This is a genomic window from Methanosarcina baltica, assembly GCF_055394095.1.
In genome coordinates this window covers 2,843,433-2,863,191 of the sequence record NZ_AP042463.1, presented here as the reverse complement: position 1 = coordinate 2,863,191, position 19,759 = coordinate 2,843,433, and the positions used below count along the sequence as shown (strand labels likewise).

The 19,759-nt window shown below is 43.9% G+C and carries 13 protein-coding genes, 1 pseudogene and 1 CRISPR repeat array; of the genes and pseudogenes, 13 read left to right on the top strand and 1 reads right to left on the bottom strand.

Annotated features, from left to right (window positions below):
• From cas5c to ACZ5QV_RS12600, 11 genes and pseudogenes are all read left to right on the top strand, one after another.
• Positions 1-681, top strand: coding sequence for a type I-C CRISPR-associated protein Cas5c (cas5c, locus tag ACZ5QV_RS12650; RefSeq protein WP_464600141.1), 681 nt, complete (start codon positions 1-3; stop codon positions 679-681).
• Positions 654-2,081, top strand: a complete 1,428-nt coding sequence (cas8c, locus tag ACZ5QV_RS12645) for a type I-C CRISPR-associated protein Cas8c/Csd1 (protein ID WP_464600140.1) — start codon at positions 654-656, stop codon at positions 2,079-2,081. The genes cas5c and cas8c overlap by 28 nt, the downstream gene beginning before the upstream one ends.
• A gap of 103 nt (positions 2,082-2,184) precedes the next feature.
• Complete coding sequence (locus tag ACZ5QV_RS12640) at positions 2,185-3,849, top strand: IS1634 family transposase (RefSeq protein ID WP_464599431.1); 1,665 nt, start codon at positions 2,185-2,187, stop codon at positions 3,847-3,849.
• 107 nt (positions 3,850-3,956) lie between these two features.
• Positions 3,957-4,529, top strand: a pseudogene (locus ACZ5QV_RS12635) (type I-C CRISPR-associated protein Cas8c/Csd1); the annotation flags it as partial.
• Positions 4,526-5,374, top strand: coding sequence for a type I-C CRISPR-associated protein Cas7/Csd2 (gene cas7c, locus ACZ5QV_RS12630; protein ID WP_464600139.1), 849 nt, complete (start codon positions 4,526-4,528; stop codon positions 5,372-5,374). The pseudogene ACZ5QV_RS12635 and the gene cas7c, both read left to right, overlap by 4 nt.
• Positions 5,371-6,057, top strand: a complete 687-nt coding sequence (gene cas4, locus ACZ5QV_RS12625) for a CRISPR-associated protein Cas4 (RefSeq protein ID WP_464600138.1) — start codon at positions 5,371-5,373, stop codon at positions 6,055-6,057. Before cas7c ends, cas4 begins: the two co-directional genes overlap by 4 nt.
• Positions 6,058-6,126: 69 nt before the next feature.
• Positions 6,127-7,158: a type I-C CRISPR-associated endonuclease Cas1c gene (cas1c, locus tag ACZ5QV_RS12620; RefSeq protein ID WP_464600137.1), complete on the top strand. Its 1,032-nt coding sequence runs from the start codon at positions 6,127-6,129 to the stop codon at positions 7,156-7,158.
• Positions 7,159-7,171: 13 nt separating this feature from the next.
• Complete coding sequence (cas2, locus tag ACZ5QV_RS12615; RefSeq protein WP_464602107.1) at positions 7,172-7,459, top strand: CRISPR-associated endonuclease Cas2; 288 nt, start codon at positions 7,172-7,174, stop codon at positions 7,457-7,459.
• Between the two features lie 435 nt (positions 7,460-7,894).
• Positions 7,895-8,665: direct repeats of the CRISPR family, unit length 32 nt; unit sequence GTCGCACCCCTCGCGGGTGTGTGGATTGAAAT.
• Positions 8,666-8,790: 125 nt separating this feature from the next.
• On the top strand, positions 8,791-11,730 hold the full coding sequence (gene uvrA, locus ACZ5QV_RS12610) for an excinuclease ABC subunit UvrA (RefSeq protein ID WP_464600136.1): 2,940 nt from the start codon (positions 8,791-8,793) through the stop codon (positions 11,728-11,730).
• A 1,505-nt stretch (positions 11,731-13,235) separates the two neighbouring features.
• Complete coding sequence (gene iscB, locus ACZ5QV_RS12605; protein ID WP_464600135.1) at positions 13,236-14,537, top strand: RNA-guided endonuclease IscB; 1,302 nt, start codon at positions 13,236-13,238, stop codon at positions 14,535-14,537.
• A 37-nt stretch (positions 14,538-14,574) separates the two neighbouring features.
• The gene (locus ACZ5QV_RS12600; protein ID WP_464600134.1) at positions 14,575-16,071 is read left to right on the top strand and encodes an NAD(P)/FAD-dependent oxidoreductase; all 1,497 of its coding nucleotides are present in this window, start codon (positions 14,575-14,577) and stop codon (positions 16,069-16,071) included.
• A 32-nt stretch (positions 16,072-16,103) separates the two neighbouring features.
• On the opposite strand, the gene ACZ5QV_RS12595 is transcribed toward ACZ5QV_RS12600, so the two are convergent.
• Positions 16,104-16,538: a hypothetical protein gene (locus ACZ5QV_RS12595; RefSeq protein WP_464600133.1), complete on the bottom strand. Its 435-nt coding sequence runs from the start codon at positions 16,536-16,538 to the stop codon at positions 16,104-16,106.
• A 585-nt stretch (positions 16,539-17,123) separates the two neighbouring features.
• On the opposite strand from ACZ5QV_RS12595, the gene ACZ5QV_RS12590 reads away from it, so the two are divergent.
• Both ACZ5QV_RS12590 and ACZ5QV_RS12585 read left to right on the top strand, forming a co-directional pair.
• A complete protein-coding gene (locus ACZ5QV_RS12590) occupies positions 17,124-18,788 on the top strand; it encodes an ABC transporter substrate-binding protein (protein WP_464600132.1) in 1,665 nt (554 codons plus the stop codon).
• Positions 18,766-19,668, top strand: a complete 903-nt coding sequence (locus ACZ5QV_RS12585; RefSeq protein ID WP_464600131.1) for a class I SAM-dependent methyltransferase — start codon at positions 18,766-18,768, stop codon at positions 19,666-19,668. Before ACZ5QV_RS12590 ends, ACZ5QV_RS12585 begins: the two co-directional genes overlap by 23 nt.
• Positions 19,669-19,759 lie beyond the last annotated feature (91 nt).

Sequence of the window (19,759 nt, the reverse complement as noted above, 5' to 3'; positions counted from 1 at the left end):
GTGATTGGAATAGCATTTGGAATAAAACTGAAAGTATGGGGAGATTATGCCTGCTTCACGCGACCGGAAATGAAAGTTGAACGTGTAAGTTATGATGTCATAACTCCCTCAGCAGCGCGAGGAATTCTTGAAGCTATTTACTGGAAACCTGCGATTTGCTGGAAGATTGACAGAATTCATGTTCTAAACCCGATCAAGTTTGACAATATCCGCAGGAATGAGAGGCCGGGAAAAATATCTGCAAGTAAAGTGAAAACTGCTCTTAAAGGGGGCGATGTTGCTCTTTATCAGGATTCCACAGAGGATACGGTTCAAAGGGCTTCTCTTGTTCTGCGTGATGTCTGTTATGTTATTGAGGCACATTTTGAGATGACAGACCGTGCAGGGCCTGATGACACCGTTGAAAAACATTACAATATTGCACTTCGGCGGATGAGAAAAGGACAGTGTTTCCATCACCCATATTTTGGCTGTCGTGAATTCCCTGTTCAATTTGAATTAATTGAAGGGGAAGTTCCTGTGTCTTATTATCTTGAAAAAAGAGAAGGAGAACAAGATCTTGGGTTCATGCTCTATGATATTGATTTTTCTGAAGATATGAAAGCCATCTTTTTCCGCGCCTGTATGGTGGATGGGGTGATTGATGTTCAGAAATGCCTGTTCCATGGGGGCTTCTCATGATTATTCAGTCCCTTTGCCGCTATTATGATATCCTTGAGGGAGATGACGCCAAAATACCAAGGCTCGGGTATAGTAGCGCCAAAGTTTCATTTTCCCTTGTTATTTCCTCAGATGATAAACTTTCACATATTGTTGATCTCCGAAGCGAAGACAAGAAGCCAAAACCACAAAATATTGATGTGCCTTTCCGAAAGTCTCGTGCTAATGCAATATTTCCATATTTTGTCTGCGAGAATGCAAAGTATGTTTTTGGTGTTGAAAAACTGAAAAGAAATGATTTTGAGAAAAAATTTAATTCTAATTCAAAGAAAAATCTTGGAGAGTATACAATACTTGAGGAGAATGATAAAGAAATCACTCTTGTTCATCAACGTTCTAAAGAATGCTTTGAAGCCTTCAAAACACTTCACCACAATCTATTGGATAGTATGGATGATCCCGAAGTCCGCAAATTCCTTAATTTTCTGAATAGCTGGAATCCGGAAGAGTTCCTTGAAAATCCAAAGATCAGTCAATACAAAGATGAACTTCTTGCTGGTGGAAATTGCATTTTTGAATATGATGGGAAATTCTTACATGAAAATAATGTGGTAAAAAAAGCCTGGGAAGCGAATTCCCATGATGAGACCGATGACACAGTGGTTGCTCAGTGCTTGGTAAGCGGGAAAGTGGAACCGGCTGCTAAGGTGCATCAAAAAATAAAAGGAGTTGTTGGGGCCCAGTCAGCAGGAGCTTCTCTTGTCAGTTTTAATAACGATGCTTTCTGTTCTTATGGTAAAGAACAGAGTTTTAATTCCCCAGTCAGTGAATCATCGATGTTCAAGTACACGACTGCTCTGAATCACCTTCTTTCAAGTCAAAGTAATAAAATACGGATTGCTGATACAACAGTCGTTTTTTGGGCTGAGACAAGTGATAAAACCGGTAAAAAAGATTGTGAAGATCTTGCAAAATTCCTTTTTTACCCTCCGGAAATAAAAAAGGGGGAAAAAGATCCGAAAAAAAAGAAAAATGAAGAAAAGAATATCGAGGGTTCTCGGGTACAGGACATCGGCAAGACCAAACAGATCGAGGATATTCTCAATAAGGTCCGAGCTGGAATAAAAATAAATCAAGAAGACATTAAGACAGATCCGGAGACTAATTTCTATGTCCTTGGTTTGTCTCCTAATAATGCACGGCTTGCTGTCCGTTTCTGGTATGCTGACAGTATTGGGAATTTTATTGAAAGAGTGGCCCACCATCATCTGGACATGGAGGTCATTCGGGGGGATTATGATCCACAGTACATCTCAATATACCGCCTGTTAAATGAGACCGTCCCTCAGACTCAGCTTTCAAAGAAGAGCTATTTTTGCCTTGATTTGCCACAAAAATCAGTGGCAAGGAAGATCCGTTAAAAAAAATATTTGTAAGGCCTAAGTTCTAAATTACATTTAAAAAGCCTATTGTATCTGTTTTTTGAAGAAATATCTTTATATACGTAGAACCTAAATTTATATCATGGTTTTTTTAAAACAGAAAATAATCAACGGTAAAAAATACTGGTATATTATTAAAACTGGCAGAATTGATGGAAAAGTGAAAACTATATTTCAGATATATTTAGGCAATGCCGAAAAAATATTTGAAATGAAAAAACAGAGTGAATCATTGCCCTACATGAAACTGAAATCTTTTGAGTACGGCAAACTTGCCGCACTTCTTCATGTGAATGAAGAGCTTGGATTCGTTGACATAGTGAACAAGCACACTATGAAAAAATCAATCGATGGTTTAAGTGTCGGAGAGTATCTTTTACTTGATATAGTGGGGAAATCTCATGGAGTTTTAAGTGAAAACGGTATTGGGGAATGGTTCAAAAAATCGGCCTTATCTTTTAAGTGGAAATTCCCTCATAAATTAAATTGTCAGAATTTTTTGAATCATATGAATTACATTGATTCCGACACAATGAAAAATATTGAAGACGATTTGTGCCGAGTTCTCATCGAAAAAGGACTAACCCCTTCAGTACTGTTTGTGGATGAATCAAACTGGTTCACTTATGCTACCAATTATGATGAAAAAAGTGAATTGCTTCATAAAGGGTATAACAAAAAGCATCGTAAAGACAAAAATCAGGTATCTGTAGCGCTGGCTGCTAATGATTACAACTTACCTTTTATTCACGAGACATATCCAGGAAATGTGCATGATTCAGAGGAATTTTCAGGTCTGGTTGACAAAATAGTAAACCGTCTAACCGAATTGAATATTTGTTCGGAAGACCTTGTTCTTGTTTTTGATAAGGGAAACAATTCAAAGGACAACATTGAAAAAGCAACTTCAAAGATGAATTTTGTAGGGGCTGTAAAAGCAAATCAGGCAGATGATCTTCTTGAAGTGCCATTATCTAAATATCAATTTTTATATGAAAGCTCAGAAGGCCACAAAATTTATGGCTATCGGACAAAGCATCAGTTTTACGGGACAGAATTTACAACAGTAATTACTTTCAATGAAGGAACTCACAAACTTCAAAAAAGAACTTGTGAGTCAAATATGTCAAAAATAACTGAGAATCTGGAAGACCTACAGAGGAGACTGGAAAGCAACAGAGGAAAAGCAAGAAACAGGAGCAGTGTAGAAAAAGAGGTTGCAGACATTATTATCAAAAAATACAGAAGTATGGTGAAATATGAAATTACTGATGCTCCTGAAGGTAAGAAAAAACCTCAGTTAAAGTTCTGGATTGACGAAGAGAATAAAAATAAGCGCGAAAATTCATTAGGAAAAAATATACTATTTACAGATAAGCACCGTTGGCACACTAAAAAAATTGTGCAAACATACAACAATAAAGGCGCTATAGAGGATGATTTTAAGCTATTGAATGATCACCTGCTTGTCCCTGTGGGACCGGTGTACCACCACAAAGATGAAAATATCAAAGTTCACGTATTTCTGTCTATAATTGGCTTACTTTTCTACAGATATTTAGCCTGGGAGACAAAGAGATATGGTCTTTCTATGAGAAGACTAATTGAAAATTTGTCCGAAATTAGGCTGGCAGTTATCCAGGATAAAGAATCAAATAAGTGTAATATTATTCTGGAAGAGATGAGTACAAAGCAAGCATCATTATTTTCTTTCTTGAACCTGGGTAATTACCTGCCACCCCAATAAAAACGTCATCAGTAGGATTATTCATTCCTTAGGCCCACACAAACAAAGCCGCTTGATAACGGAAAAACATGCATCTTTGAAAGTAAAGTCAGAGTTCTGACAAAAAAACAGTTTCGCCACTTCTTGGCGGCCTGATTATGCGTTCAATCCTGAACAATACGGTCTATCCTGTATCTTTATACAACGCAATTCTGAGCCGTGTAAAGGTAGAGGGCTCAATTAATTCAGTCAGGGCTGGTTTTATCAAGGCATATTTGCTCAGATTAAGCAGAGCCGGATTATTAAATGTTAAGCAGGATTTGATTACCATGAGTTTAAACGAAGAGAGTTCAAATGTGCCATATCAGCTTGGAAGGTTATTTTCCACGCTTGAAAAAGTACAGTATGACACAAACAGAGAGATGAAAAGCACCATCAACAGCAAGTATTTCAGCAGTGCATCATCCACGCCAGCTGTTGTGTTTCCGGTGCTGTTAAAACTTGCACAACACCATATCGCAAAGTCTGACTGGGGGTTCTGGTACAATCAATTGATTGAACAGATTCTGGAGGATGTGGGTGAGTTTCCTGCATACCTGAACCTTGAAGACCAGGGCATGTTCATGCTTGGTTACTATCATCAGCGTAAGGCTTTTTTCAAGAAAAAAGAGGTTCCTTCAAGTGAGGAGGTTTCATCATGAGTGAAATTATTGGAAATCGGTATGAATTTGTGCTGTTATTTGATGTAGAAAATGGAAATCCGAATGGCGATCCTGACATGGGCAATATGCCCAGGGTTGATCCACAGACTGGAAACGGGTTAGTAACTGATGTCTGTCTTAAGAGAAAGATCAGGGATTATGTTGACCTTGTGAAAAGTGAAAATGCAGGTTATGAAATATACGTCAAGTCCGGTGCCGTTCTTAATAATCAGCACAAGAAAGCCTATGAATATCTCGGAATTGAACCTTCCAAGAAGAAACCAAAAGACGAGGAACTGACAAAGTTCATGTGTCAGAATTTCTTTGACATCCGGACCTTTGGGGCCGTAATGACCACAGAGGTCAACTGTGGTCAGGTAAGAGGGCCTGTACAGTTTGGTTTTGCTCGCAGCATTGACCGGATTTTCCAGCAGGAAATAACAGTCACCCGTTGTGCGGTTACCAATGAAGCAGATGCTGAAAAAGGCCAGACAATGGGCAAAAAACAGATTGTACCATATGGCCTGTACCGTGCAGAAGGATATATCTCGGCTCACCTGGCCAAAAAGACCGGATTTACTGAAGATGATCTGGCACTGCTCTGGGATAGTCTGGTCAATATGTTTGAGCATGATCATTCGGCTGCAAGGGGGAAAATGTCTGCAAGGAAACTGATTGTTTTCAAGCATGAAAGTAAACTTGGTTGCTGCCAGTCTCATATCCTGTTTGACAAAATAAAGGTGGAGGGCCTCTCCCAGGACCTGCCACCCCGTTCTTTTGGGGATTATAAAGTAACAATCTCTGGCGACATGCCAAACGGCGTTGAGTTGATCGAGAAATTATGATCGAAAAGAAATATGCCGAAGACGAGCTGCTCTCGTTGTCCGGCATACAACATTTTCATTTTTGCAGGCGTCAATGGGCGTTGATTCATATTGAGCGCCAGTGGGAGGATAATCTTCGGACAGTCGAAGGCCATTTTCTCCATGAGCGTGTGGATGATCCCTTCTTTAAAGAAAGCAGAGGCGATGTTGTGCTATCAAGGGCGTTTCCACTGGTTTCGTATCAGCTTGGGCTGTATGGTGTGGCAGATGTTATTGAATATGTCCGCTCTGAAAATGGTGTTTCTCTTCCTGGTTATGAGGGTTTGTGGAAGATGCGCCCTGTGGAGTATAAAAGGGGTAAACCAAAAATTGATGAACGCGATGAAGTTCAACTCTGTGCGCAGGCAATGTGCCTGGAAGAGATGTTTAATGTAAATATAAACACAGCGGGTTTTTATTATAATGAAATCAGGAGAAGAATTCAGCTTAAGATAACTGATGAATTGAGAAGTCTTGTGATTTCTTTGTCTGATGAAATGCATTCTCTTTTCAAGAAAGGAATTACTCCACCTGCTGAAAAATCTCGAAACTGCAAATACTGCTCTCTTGTAGATGTCTGTGTTCCGAAATTGACGAAAAAGTCTGTTTCTGCCCGTAAATATGTCAGCAAACATTTGAACGATGCATGTACGGGAGATCTCTAATCTAATTATATTTTTCAAGAAGTATTTATTAATCCAAACCTGTATGTTTGGTCGAGGGGCTCTATATCCATGAGAAAATTGCTGAATACATTGTATGTCACAACCCCTGAATCTTATCTGCACAGAGACGGGGAAAATGTCGTTGTTAAGGTAAAGGATGTTGAAAAGTTTCGTATTCCGATACACAATATTGAAGGTATAGTTTGTTTTGAATATATGGGTGCCAGCCCTCAGCTGATGCGACTTTGTACTGATAACAATGTTGGCCTATCTTTTTTGACTCCGTATGGAAAATTTCTGGCTCGCGTTAATGGACGAGTTCGAGGAAATGTTCTTTTGCGGCGCACACAATATAGAATAGCAGACAATGAAGATGGTTCTTTGGACCTCGCTAAGTCCTTTATCATAGGAAAAATTGTCAACTGCAAGACTGTTCTTGGAAGAAGTACCCGTGACCACGGAGATGTAATCAATGTCGATAAAATTCATTCAGTTGATGCTTTGCTGATAGAGAATCTCAAGAACATTGATTCCTGCTTTAATTCGGATTCTCTTCGGGGCATTGAGGGAAATTGTGCAAAATCTTATTTTGGTGTATTGGACGAACTTATTCTTAAGCAAAAGGATAATTTTTTCATACATAATAGAAACAGAAGGCCTCCTCTTGACAATGTGAATTCACTGTTGTCTTTTTTGTATACATTACTTGCTCATGACGTTGAGTCAGCCTTAGAAACTGTCGGGCTTGATCCGTATGTTGGTTTTTTCCACTCCGATCGGCCTGGAAGAGCCAGTCTTGCGCTTGATTTGATGGAAGAACTCCGGCCTTTCCTGGCTGATCGCCTTGCTTTGAGTGTGGTTAATCTCAGGCAGGTCGATGGAAAAGATTTCCTGAAAAAGGAAAATGGAGCTGTCCTCATGACCGAAGACGGAAGGAAAAAAATACTGGCGGCCTGGCAAAAGAGAAAATATGACCAGATTACCCATCCGTATTTAAAAGAAAAGATCCCCATCGGCCTGATTCCATATGTCCAGGCAATGTTACTGGCTCGCTATTTAAGAGGAGATATTGATGGTTATCCACCATTTTTTATGAGTTGAGGTGTTTTAGGTGATGGTATTGGTAACGTATGATGTGAATACAGTATCAGAAGGTGGAAAAAGAAGACTGAGAAAAGTGGCAAAAGTGTGCTTAAATTACGGACAGAGGGTCCAGAACTCTGTATTTGAGTGCCTTGTAGATCCCGCTCAGTTTACGCAGCTTAAACATTCATTAGATGAGATTATGGATGAGGAGAGAGATAGTATAAGATATTATTATTTGGGTAAAAATTGGAAAAATCGGGTGGATCATTTTGGTGCAAAAAAAGGATATGATCCAGAAGGTTTGTTGGTTATATGATCTCTGCGAACCTATAGTGAACATTGATTTACTGGGAGCTTCGCAGAAAAAATCTATTCATTATATTTATCATTTTTGGTTGTTCCTGCGGAATTCCAGAATATACACTTTTTGAAAATGTCTGTATCAACGAGATTGATATATTATATAGAGTGACTAAATCGCCTGCACTAGAGGGAGCAACCATTTTAAATATTAATGAGGTTGATATATTGTATGGAGTTAATTATTCAGCCCATACAAAACAACATCAATAGCCTTCTTAATTAAAATTCAATGGACATATTTTTGCGAATTGATTTCATTTAATTGTTGGCTGTTGATTGCGTTTATTTGATTTCCATCCTTGGTGATCAAATATCCCTGTTGCATCAGAATCAATATCAAGCAACTGTTTTTTGTAGGCTGAATAGTTCTAATGTGAATTAATTTGCGGTCGCACCCCTCGCGGGTGTGTGGATTGAAATAAGGTCTTTATCGGCACTAATTTCCCTGTCTTCGTGTCGCACCCCTCGCGGGTGTGTGGATTGAAATTACACAAGGCAAGAAGAAGACGCAGCTATCCTGATGGTCGCACCCCTCGCGGGTGTGTGGATTGAAATAGTACGATGATGAGAAAGAAGAGTGGGTGTTTGGTCGCACCCCTCGCGGGTGTGTGGATTGAAATACGAGGGATACATCAACGGCCTGGTGGACGATGTCTAATGTCGCACCCCTCGCGGGTGTGTGGATTGAAATATAATTTCCCTCGGTTAATACTGCGGCCATCACTGTCGCACCCCTCGCGGGTGTGTGGATTGAAATTTAATATCAGCCCGGAAAGACTCGACAAGGAAGAGATGTCGCACCCCTCGCGGGTGTGTGGATTGAAATTTTTGAGAGCCGGTCATGAGTGTGTTTATATGCTCGTCGCATCCCTCGCGGGTGTGTGGATTGAAATGCTTGAAGCCTCACAGGATTATCAAATCTTAACGGGTCGCACCCCTCGCGGGTGTGTGGATTGAAATTTTGATAGGCGAGATATCCCAACAGAAGCCGAAAGTCGCACCCCTCGCGGGTGTGTGGATTGAAATAGCTTATGCCCGTCAATTTCTGGGGCTTATGAAGTCGCACCCCTCGCAGGTGTGTGGATTGAAATGGTATATAGTAAAGAATTACTTAGAAAAATAACATCGTCGCACCCCGCACGGGTGTGTGGATTGAAATTGATGCGGAATAATTATAAGTATCTAATTATAATTATACTCCTAAGATATAGATTAAAAACTATTATCTTAACTACTCACTATTACTCAAACCAAAGCAGGATTAAAAATCCTGGTGAAAAAAATATGAAAAATATCATTATAAAGGGAGCCCGGGAACACAATTTAAAGAACATAACCGTGGAACTCCCGCGAGACAAATTTATTGTTATTACCGGCGTTTCGGGATCAGGGAAGTCCACCCTGGCCTTTGACACGGTTTATGCGGAGGGGCAACGCCGCTACGTGGAGTCGCTTTCTGCCTACGCTCGGCAGTTTCTGGGGCTCATGAACAAGCCTGACGTGGACAGTATTGAGGGCCTGTCCCCGGCCATATCAATCGAGCAGAAGACCACATCGAAAAACCCCCGGAGTACAGTTGGGACGGTCACGGAAATCTACGATTACCTGAGGCTGCTTTTTGCGAGGGTTGGAACCCCTTACTGCCCGGATCACAACATTAAAATCGAGTCCCAGACCCCGGAGCGGGTCGCGGACAGCATCAGCTCCGAAATGGAGGGCATGGTCACGGTTCTCGCCCCCATCGTTCGCCAGAAAAAGGGGACCTACCAGCAGCTTTTCAGGGACCTGGACGCCGATGGTTTTGCCAGGGTCCGGGTAAACGGGGAAATCTGCCGGACAGACGATGAGATTACCCTTGACCGCTACAAAAAGCACGATATCGAGGTCGTAATTGACAGGCTGGACCCGGCGGAAGACCGGTCGAGACTTGTGGAGGCCTGCGAAAACGCGCTTAAAAAGGCCGAAGGGCTCCTAATTGCGGTGGATTCCGACGGACAGGATAAACTTTACTCCTCGAACCTGGCTTGTCCAGTTTGCGGAATGGCTTTTGAAGAACTCCAGCCCAGGATGTTTTCCTTCAACAGTCCCTTCGGGGCCTGCGAGACCTGTAACGGGCTCGGAATAAAGATGGAATTCGACCCCGAGCTAGTCATCCCGGACAGGGACATGTGCATCGCGGACGGGACCGTGGCCCTTTACCGGAACTTTCTGGACGGCTACCGGAGCCAGCACCTCGCAGCCGTCGCAAAACACTTCGGCTTTGACATCTTCACCCCCATCTCGGAGCTGACCGAAAAGCAGTACACTGCCCTTATGTACGGCTCGGAAGAGCGCATCCAGTTCAGCATGAGCATGAAAAACGGGGATGCCCACTGGTCCCACAAAGGGGCCTGGGAAGGCCTGCTCCCACAGTCCGAAAGACTTTACCAGCAGACGAAGTCCGATTACCGAAGAAAAGAGCTTGAAAAATTCATGCGGGTCCTGCCCTGTCCGAGCTGTAAGGGACAGCGCCTGAAAAAGAAGGTGCTCGCCGTAAGAATCGCGGACAGGTCCATAGCGGAGGTGACGAGCCTCTCGATTTCCGAATGTATCGAGTTTTTCGAGACCCTCAAACTTTCCGAGAAAAACGAGGGAATCGCAAAGCAGGTCCTTAAAGAGCTCCGCTCCCGCCTGAGTTTCCTCGAACATGTGGGCCTCGGCTACCTGACCCTTTCCCGAAATGCTGGAACTCTCTCTGGAGGGGAAGCCCAGCGCATACGGCTTGCAACCCAGATCGGGGCGAACCTCATGGGGGTGCTTTACGTCCTGGATGAGCCCTCCATTGGCCTTCACCAGCGGGACAACGCCCGGCTTATCGAGACCCTGCAAACCCTGCGGGACCTTGGAAATACCCTGGTCGTGGTCGAACACGACGAGGACACCATAAGGGCCGCGGACCATGTGCTCGATATTGGACCCGGGGCTGGCATCCACGGGGGATATGTGGTAGCGGAAGGGACCCCTGAGGAAATCGAGCAAAACCCGGAATCCCTGACCGGGCAATACCTTTCCGGGGTAAAACAGATCCCGATCCCCGCTTTACGGAGGCAAAGCGAGGCTTTCATAAGGCTCAGGGGCTGCCGGGAAAACAACCTGAAAAACGTTGATGTCAATATCCCGATTGGGGTCTTCACCGTGGTCACCGGGGTTTCAGGTTCAGGGAAATCCACCCTGATCTACGATACCCTTTACAGGGCCCTGATGAAGAATATCAACAAATCGAATGAAACTCCGGGCGAGCACGATGAACTGAGTTTTGACTCCGAAATCGACAAGGTTATAGTAATCGACCAGAGCCCCATCGGTCGGACTCCCCGCTCGAACCCGGCCACCTACACCAAGGTCTTTGACGCGATAAGGCTGGCCTTTGCGGAGACGAAGGAAGCCAAAGTCCGGGGTTATAAGGGGGGACGTTTCTCCTTTAACGTTAAGGGGGGCCGCTGTGAGGCCTGCCAGGGAGACGGGCTGATAAAGATCGAGATGAACTTCCTGCCCGATGTTTACGTCGAGTGTGAGGAGTGCGGAGGAACCCGTTACAACCGGGAGACTCTGGACGTACAGTACAGGGGAAAGTCCATCGCCGAGGTCCTGGACATGACTGTAGAGGAAGCACTGGTCCACTTCGAAAACATCCCGGCCATCCGGAATAAGCTGGACACCCTATCGAGGGTGGGCCTGGGCTACATCAAGCTCGGTCAGAGTTCAACGACCCTCTCCGGGGGCGAGGCCCAGCGGATCAAGCTGACACGGGAACTTTCTAAAAAAGGAACCGGCAGAACGATCTACCTCCTGGACGAGCCCACGACCGGGCTACACTTCCATGACGTGAAGAAGCTTATCTCGGTCCTTAATGACCTTGTGGGCAAAGGGAACAGCGTGGTCGTAATCGAGCACAATCTGGACGTCATCAAGTCCGCGGACCACATCATAGACCTGGGACCCGAAGGTGGAAATGCTGGCGGGGAAATCATCGCCTGGGGGACTCCCGAAGAAATAGCAAGAGTGCCGGAAAGTTATACGGGCAGGTTCCTGGCAGAGAGGCTGGGAGAAACTGGTCGAGAGGTCGGAAGTGGAAGAGCCGGAATGGGACTTGTGGAAGGCATTTCAAGCGAAGGTTTGATTGATGCGGTTTATGAAAAGGCGGGGCCGGATGAAGTTTATGAAAAAAGAAACGAGCAGGAATAATTTTCGATGTTTCCGGAATGAGTTTAATATACTCACCCAGCTTTAAAATTTTGAATTTTGAAGTTTCCTCACCAAAATCACTATCAAGAGGACTCTTAACCACGGAAGACACGGAAGGACACGGAAACCGGCCTGACGGCCGGTGAGTAAGTTGGATCTTTATATAATAGGACACATATTTCGACCCCTTGCCAAAATGGGCAACTAATTCCGGTATATTGGCCATTTAACTAATAGGATCTTAACAAAATGGTACTTTTGTACCGTTAATTTGTACAAAAATACTAAAATTCGAAATGTGAGTAGGATTCAAAAACGCTTCTGGATTCTTGAAAGAGGACTAAAAAATGCCATCACAACCGTAATTGTCGTCTTCCGACCTTTCTTTTTCCGTGTGTTCCGTGTGTTCCGTGGTTAAATGAAAATTTGACAGACAAGATTGACAATCAAAAATTTATGGCCAGATAATAAGTCAACTACCCCACGCTGAAGCAGTGGGGCTTGTATAAGCCCTAGTTGACCAGCCTAAGTCTTAATTGACTACGTTGGAAATGTCAGTGCGACAAGAAAGCTATAATATGAATTGCGGTAACGCTATCCCTTCCATTTGGGATAATCCTACTATGACATGCGTTGATGGTAACGTCAAGGTGTGAAGCTCATATGACAATATGGAGAAGTTTAGAAATCTAATCTAAACCATCTGTTAGGATAAGAATTCTAAGAAGAACGTAATGTGAACCATTGTAAGAATCGTGACCAACAACAAGCGAAATTAGATTGATACGCTTGAACCAAAATGGTAATGAAATCAGACCAATAAGGCTTGACATACTTATTGGGAAATGGACATATGATTTTCGGTTTAAAGATGGCTTCTAAGGTATTCACAATTATTCATTTTATAGAACTTGGTAAGCCCTATATGTTCCCCTCGGGGTAGGAATCCTGCAAAGGATGACAATGACATAGAGGGTAAAGGAAAGGAGTAGAAAGCGAATGACAATTTGTAATGAACTGTATAGGGGTTCAAAATTTGCCCTAATCCAAAAGGATGCAGACTTACTCCGTGGTATCAAAACGTAAGAATGAAGGTATGACCTATGAATGTAAGTCATTCAAATACGCTGATCGAGAAATCAATCCGCAAGAAGCTTACAAACAAAACACATGTTAATAGGCTGCAAGTCATGACTTACGAAAGCAGTTATTAACCAAATAACTGCTGCCCTAACGGGTTAAGAGATGCTTGAGCTGTATGAGGTGAAAGTCTCACGTACAGTTCTTAGGCGAGAAAGAGGGAGTAATCCCTCCGACTTAGCCGACTGATACCTGCGAATGCTTCCTCAGTTTGCAGCTCTATCGTGTAGTATTAAAAGTCCTGAGAGGTAGGGACGGTGTGCTACGCATGACAAGCGTTTCCAACATTGGCGAGGGGAGACAATTTAAAAATTGCGTTACCTGCTATGGAAATTTGTTTCCAGCGCAGAGAGGAGAAATCCAGCATGATATTTATACTTAACAAAAACAAAGAGCCGTTAAGTCCCTGCCATGAAGCAGTTGCAAGAAAACTGCTTAAAGCGGGAAAAGCGGTTATTCACAAAAAATATCCCTTTACAATCCGACTCAAAGAACTGAAAGAGTCTAAGGACAATTCGGCTTTTAGACTGAAAATAGATTACGGAAGCCGTCACACGGGTCTTGCTATTCTGAAAGGTTCAAATGTTGTCTGGGTTGCACAGTTGCACCACAAAACAAGCATAAAAAAGAATATGGATAGCAGAAGAGCAATGAGGAGAACCCGAAGAAACCGCAAAACCAGATACAGAAAACCAAGGTTTCTGAACCGGAAAAGGCGGGAAGGCTGGCTGCCTCCATCCCTGCAAAGCCGTGTAGATAACATAGGAAATTGGGCAGATAGGCTCAGGAAACTATGCCCACTGACACATATTTCCTATGAAAACTGCAAGTTTGATACTCAACTCATGCAAAACCCTGAGATAAGTGGAATTGAGTATCAGCAGGGAGAGCTGCAAGGTTATGAGGTCCGGGAATACCTGCTTGAAAAATTTGGTAGAAAATGTGTGTACTGCGGAGCTGAAAACGTTCCGTTGGAGATTGAACACATTATTCCTAAAATCAGAGGAGGCTCAAACAGAGTCTCCAATTTAACATTGGCTTGTAGAGAATGCAACCAGAAAAAAGGAAGTCAAACTGCAGAAGAGTTTGGACATCCTGACGTGCAGAACCTGGCCAAAAAGTCGCTTAAAGATGCTGCGATTGTAACAGTTACCAGATGGAAAGTTTTCGAGGCATTGACTAAAACAGGCCTTCCGGTAGAATGCGGCACGGGTGCAAGGACAAAAATGAACCGAATCAGGGCAGAGCTGCCAAAAGATCATCATTTCGATGCTATTTGTGTAGGAGAATCCACTCCGGAAAAAATCAATTTTGCAACAAACAACGTCCTGCATATCAAAGCAAAAGGAAGAGGACAGTATAAAAGAACAAATCTCGATAAGTACGGCTTTCCTCGTTCATACCTTCCCAGGCAAAAAACATTTTTTGGTTTTCAAACTGGTGATACAGTCAAGGCGATTGTACCCAAAGGCAAGTACAAAGGGACATGGTTTGGTTCCGTTGCTTGTAGAAAATCGGGTAGTTTCGACATCAAAAACAAAGAGGGGAAAAGGATCTCAATTAATAAAAAATACTTCAAAGTATTACAGAGGACAGATGGTTATGAATATTCAACAGAGAAGTGCGGCATTCCTCCCGGCGCTAAAGCAACCGGGCTCTCTGCCTGAATTTTTGTGGAAAAGGCCTTGAGATGCCGGAGGATTCATGGACACGATAGAAGAAAGGGAAAAAGAAGTCCGGGAAAACCCGGAGTATGATGTTATAATTATTGGGGCTGGCCCTGCCGGGATGTTTGCCGCGTACGAACTTGCGGGCCAGGGGCTAAAAAGCCTGATTATAGACATGGGCCGGGACATAGACAAACGGCACTGTCCCATGAGCGAAAAGGGCTACTGCACGCACTGTACCCCCTGCGATATCATGTGCGGGGTTGGGGGTTGCGGGACCTTTTCGGACGGGACGCTGAACCTCAGGCCGGATATCGGGGGAGACCTGGCGGAGCTTACGGGGGACCAGGATACGGCCTGGGAGCTTGTGGATCAGGTTGACCGGGTTTTTCTCAAATGCGGAGCTCCCGAGACCTCTCTGTCTCTGGAAAGCCCGGAAATTGAAAAACTGAAACGGAGGGCGGCTTCGGTCGGGGCCCGGTTTATCGAGATCAAACAGCGGCATATAGGCTCGGACAACGCCCCGGCTGTGATTGGGAAGTTCAAGAGAAAACTGGAGGAGCTGGGAGTCAAGTTTTTGCTTGAGACCGAGGTTAAGGACCTGCTGGTCGAGGACGGGACCTGCCGGGGAGTCTTGCTTGCTTCCGGAAAAACTATCAGGGGAGTCCCTTACGTGCTCCTGGCCCCCGGCCGGAGGGGCTGCGACTGGGTCTCGAAGATGGTTTCCGGCCACGGGATTGAGGCCAGCTACGGCGGGATTGATATCGGGGTCAGGGTGGAGGTTCCGGCAATTATCATGGATCCGGTGACGAAAATTAACCGGGACCCCAAGTTCCATATCCAGACCCGGCGCTATGATGATTTCGTGAGGACTTTCTGCACGAACATGCGGGGTTATGTGGTTAAGGAGGAGTACGAGGGCTTTATTGCAACAAACGGACACTCCATGGCCAATGTTGAGTCGGATAACACGAATTTCGCATTCCTGGTACACGTCGAGCTTACCAAACCCATGGAAAACACGACGAAGTACGCCCGCTCGATTGCCAAACTCGCCACGACCATCGGCGGGGGCAAGCCGGTTTTGCAGAGAATGGGAGATCTTCGGAGGGGCCGGCGCTCAACCCGGGAACGCCTGGCCAAAAACCTGGTGATCAATACTTTGAAAGACGTAACCCCGGGAGATATTTCGATGGCACTTCCCCACAGGATCGTCATGGACATAATCGAGGGCCTGGAGACCTTAAATGAGATCATTCCGGGCGTTGCCTCGGATTCAACCCTGCTCTATGCTCCCGAGGTCAAGTTCTACGCCATGCACATGCAGGTGGACCGGAAAATGGAAACCAGCATCAAAAACCTCTTTGCGGCCGGGGACGGGGCCGGGCTCTCAAGAGATATTGTCAATGCGGCAGCAACGGGAATTCTGGCGGCCCGGGGGATTCTGGAGAAAGACGCGGGGGAGAAGGAATCAAAACCAGAAAATAATCAAAGCACAGAAAAACCAGCAAGCTCCGCTAAAAAAGTAGCATAAGTTAATTCAGACCCACACCCCGAATCCCCTCATCATTTCTGAATCTTTTTTTGCCCCATAACTTCCACATATTCATGCTCGCAAAACCTGCACCTGTAATAGCTGGTTGTTTCCACTATCGAATTATATCCGTATTCTTCCACCTCAGGCGAGCAGGCCTGTACGTAAGCAAATTCCTTCCCGCATTTTTTACATTTTCTGGCCCCGTAATAGTCTGTCATTCGCTTGAGAAACGCCCCTGAAATCAGGAAAGCATAAGACAGAAGAAAAACCCCGAGCGTTTCCAGTTTAAACCCGAGGATAAACAAAAAAATGCCCATTCCGAAAAACAGGATGTATATTTGGACAACCGCCTTCTCCCCAAGTCTGGGAAGCAGAAACTCGGATGCATGTCCCGTAAAAGAGTCCTCCTCGACATAAACCCCGAAACCTGTTGAAAACTCCCCTCCGGGGTCTTCAAGCTTCAAAGAATCAGCTCCGTTCCCAAAAACCGGCCTCCTAATTCTGAAAAATTAAATAACCCAAACCCTTTTTTCAATACGGCCCCGGAAGACATAATCCTGTTGTGGAAAATTTTTGTATAAGAATGGTTTTGCCACGTACAGGTTTTGATGATGGATTTCTTTTGATTAACAATTTTTAAGTGTGCTGAGGGCCATGAAACCACAAAAAATTTAAAGACTAGAAAAGTGATCTGTCGCAACCTCTTCTTCCGTGTAATATCCACCCTTTTTAATGTCTTCCTGCTCTTTTTCTATCTTTTTAATGGTCTCGTCACAGGGGTTTGTAATCACCTCTTTAAAATATCCCAATTTTGGGACCAAAAGTTCCGATTTTTAAAGCTGGAGGGGAATAAAATTGAAAGGAAATGTCACCCAATTGTATAATTTAAAATGGTTTTAAGACTTATTTTCCCCATACTTTTTTTTATTTTATGAATATTTCGTAACACTAATATATGTTTAGGTAATAAGCCACATGTATTGTTAATATCTTTCATTCAAATTACCAGATGATTAGTAGGGTAATTCACAAAAATGAGGTGTTCTGTAATGGAGAAAAAAAAGTTATTAGTATTATTTTCTGTTTTCCTGACAGCTCTGACCTTAATGACGGCGGGCTGTATTGGTCAGGACAGTGCTCAGGCCGGGAAATTGGCTGAGGAGACCCTGGCTGAGAATACTACTGACGGATCACAGTATGCGGATGTTGTTTATCTGACTGGTGGGGATTATGGCTATCCACAACCGTTTTCGATATATCCGAGGGGTCCCGGATCATCAAAGGTCGGAATGATCTTTGATAGTCTGGTAGAAAGAGATGAAATAGGTATAATTCCCTGGCTGGCTGAAAACTGGGATGTCAGTTCAGATGGAACAGAATATACATTTCATCTCCGTGAAGGTATCAAGTGGAACGATGGAGCACCTTTAACGGCAGGCGATGTTAAATTTACTTTCGATTATGAGCAGGAAAATGTACCTATCTCAGGTGGTATGGAGTCCGGTGTTGTAGATAATGTTCAGGTTGTGGATTCCAACACCGTCAGATTCGTACTGATTCAGCCTGTTTCAACATTCCTTTACAAGCTTACGGGTTTTAAGGTCATACCCGAGCATATATACAAAAATATCTCGGATCCTACCAGTTTCCTTGATTCTGAGGCAGTCACCGGTACTGGCCCGTTCATTCTTGATGAGTACAATAAAGAGCACGGAACATACCGGTTTGTAACAAACGATAAATTCTGGGGGCCGGATACGGCCGTTAAATCCGTCGAATTTATTCCGGTCAGCGATTCATTAATAGCTTTTGAACAGGGAGAAATAGATTTCACAGGTATATCACCTGATATTCTTGATCGGTTCACATCAAACCCTGATGTAAGAGTAGTCCAGCAGCCGGCTTTCTGGGGATATCAGTTTTATTTCAACATGAAAAAATGTTCGGAGCTAAATGACAGAAAAATAAGACAGGCCTTTGCTTATGCCATTGATCGTGATGAACTTGTGGAAAAGATCGCGAGAGGTGCAGGGAAATCCGGTAAAATGGGCATACTCTCTGAAGACCACATCTGGTATAATCCTAACCAGCCGGAATATGGCTACAATCCGGATAAGGCCGGAGCATTGCTTGACGAGGCCGGATGGATTGATACGGATGGGGATGGAATACGGGATAAAAACGGGGAAAAACTGTCATATTTATTGTCTCTTGGCAGTGGGGAAGTTCGTATCGGCGAACTTATAAAAGTGAGACTTGGTGAAGCGGGAATTGACGTTCAGGTGAAGGCCCTGGAGAGCAAATCCCGGGATGCCAATCTAAATAACGGAGATTTTGAACTTCTGATCAGCGGCTTTGGAGGCTGGGGAAGGGATGCGGATTACCTTCGTACAAGATACTGTGATACGGATTCACAGTCAGGAATGAGTGTATCGTCCGGGGCAGCCGTATATGGTTACCACAATGAGACCCTGAATGCTCTAGGAGCCCGGGAATTGCAGGAATCTGACGATGGTAAACGGATGGAAATAATATACAATATGCAGACCGTGCTTGCGGAGGATGTACCCGTAATCCCACTTTATTATACTACAAGCTACGATGCATGGCGGATTTCAAAATATGACGGCTGGATGAATATGTATGACCACCATGCAAGAACACACAGTATTCTTTCATATCTTGAGAGGGATGGAATTGCAGAAAAAAGATAATATTAATAACCTGACCGAATGCTGGAAAAAAGCTACAGGTAACGCTTTGAATATTCCGGATGAGGGCAGGACGGCAGAATTATGGAACAAACGCTCTGAGAATTATTCAAAGAATATTGATAAAGATACCAGAAGGAAGAAAACCGATGAGATTCTCAAATTTCTTGAAGAATCCGGTTTCAATCCTGAAGGTTCAAAAGTTCTGGATATCGGGTGCGGGCCCGGAACCCTCACCCTCCCTCTTTCAAGGCTCGGAGCAGAGCTGACTTCCCTTGACATCTCGTCCGGAATGCTCAAAAAGCTAAAAGAGACTGTGAAAAAAGAGGCTCTTCCGGTAGAGGTAATTGAATGCTCCTGGTGGACAGCAGACATAGATGAGCTTGGATTCAGGAACAAATATGACCTTGTAATTGCCTCCATGACTCCCGGAATAAGGGATGTCGAAAACTTTGATAGGATGACGGCCTGCTCAAAAAACCTCTGTTATTACAGTAACTTTCTGAGAAGAGAGGAAGACAAAGCGTATCGTGAGCTCCGTTTAATTCTCGGGGAAAAATCTGTGAATAATATGAACGGAATAATTTACCCGTTCATGTACCTTTACCTCTCAGGCTACCGCCCATCGGTCAGGATTAACCATTCCGAATGGAAGGAAAAGACAGAATGGAAAGAAGTTGCAGAACGGGCAATAGAATTCATCGGACGAGGCCGTGATTTTGATGATGAAACAAAAGATAAAATAAGGGATTATTATCAAAACGCCTCTCCGGATGGAATGTACCATTCGGAGTCGGATGCATATACCGGTATGATGGTCTGGAAAGTTAACGGTAAATTGTCAAATGGAAAGTTAACGGCAAATTATCAAATGGAAAGTTAACGGCAAATTATCAAATGGAAAGTTAACGGCAAATTATCAAATGGAAAGTTAACGGCAAATTATCAAATGGAAAATTAACGGCAGATGATCA

What these genes read in the sequence shown, in the direction of transcription:
- uvrA (WP_464600136.1), top strand. Translation starts at nt 8,791, where the DNA reads ATGAAAAATATCATTATAAAGGGAGCCCGGGAACACAATTTAAAGAAC.
- cas2 (WP_464602107.1), top strand. Translation starts at nt 7,172, where the DNA reads ATGGTATTGGTAACGTATGATGTGAATACAGTATCAGAAGGTGGAAAA.
- ACZ5QV_RS12590 (WP_464600132.1), top strand. Translation starts at nt 17,124, where the DNA reads ATGGAGAAAAAAAAGTTATTAGTATTATTTTCTGTTTTCCTGACAGCT.
- ACZ5QV_RS12640 (WP_464599431.1), top strand. Translation starts at nt 2,185, where the DNA reads ATGGTTTTTTTAAAACAGAAAATAATCAACGGTAAAAAATACTGGTAT.
- cas7c (WP_464600139.1), top strand. Translation starts at nt 4,526, where the DNA reads ATGAGTGAAATTATTGGAAATCGGTATGAATTTGTGCTGTTATTTGAT.
- iscB (WP_464600135.1), top strand. Translation starts at nt 13,236, where the DNA reads ATGATATTTATACTTAACAAAAACAAAGAGCCGTTAAGTCCCTGCCAT.
- cas4 (WP_464600138.1), top strand. Translation starts at nt 5,371, where the DNA reads ATGATCGAAAAGAAATATGCCGAAGACGAGCTGCTCTCGTTGTCCGGC.
- cas1c (WP_464600137.1), top strand. Translation starts at nt 6,127, where the DNA reads ATGAGAAAATTGCTGAATACATTGTATGTCACAACCCCTGAATCTTAT.
- cas8c (WP_464600140.1), top strand. Translation starts at nt 654, where the DNA reads ATGCCTGTTCCATGGGGGCTTCTCATGATTATTCAGTCCCTTTGCCGC.
- ACZ5QV_RS12600 (WP_464600134.1), top strand. Translation starts at nt 14,575, where the DNA reads ATGGACACGATAGAAGAAAGGGAAAAAGAAGTCCGGGAAAACCCGGAG.
- ACZ5QV_RS12585 (WP_464600131.1), top strand. Translation starts at nt 18,766, where the DNA reads ATGGAATTGCAGAAAAAAGATAATATTAATAACCTGACCGAATGCTGG.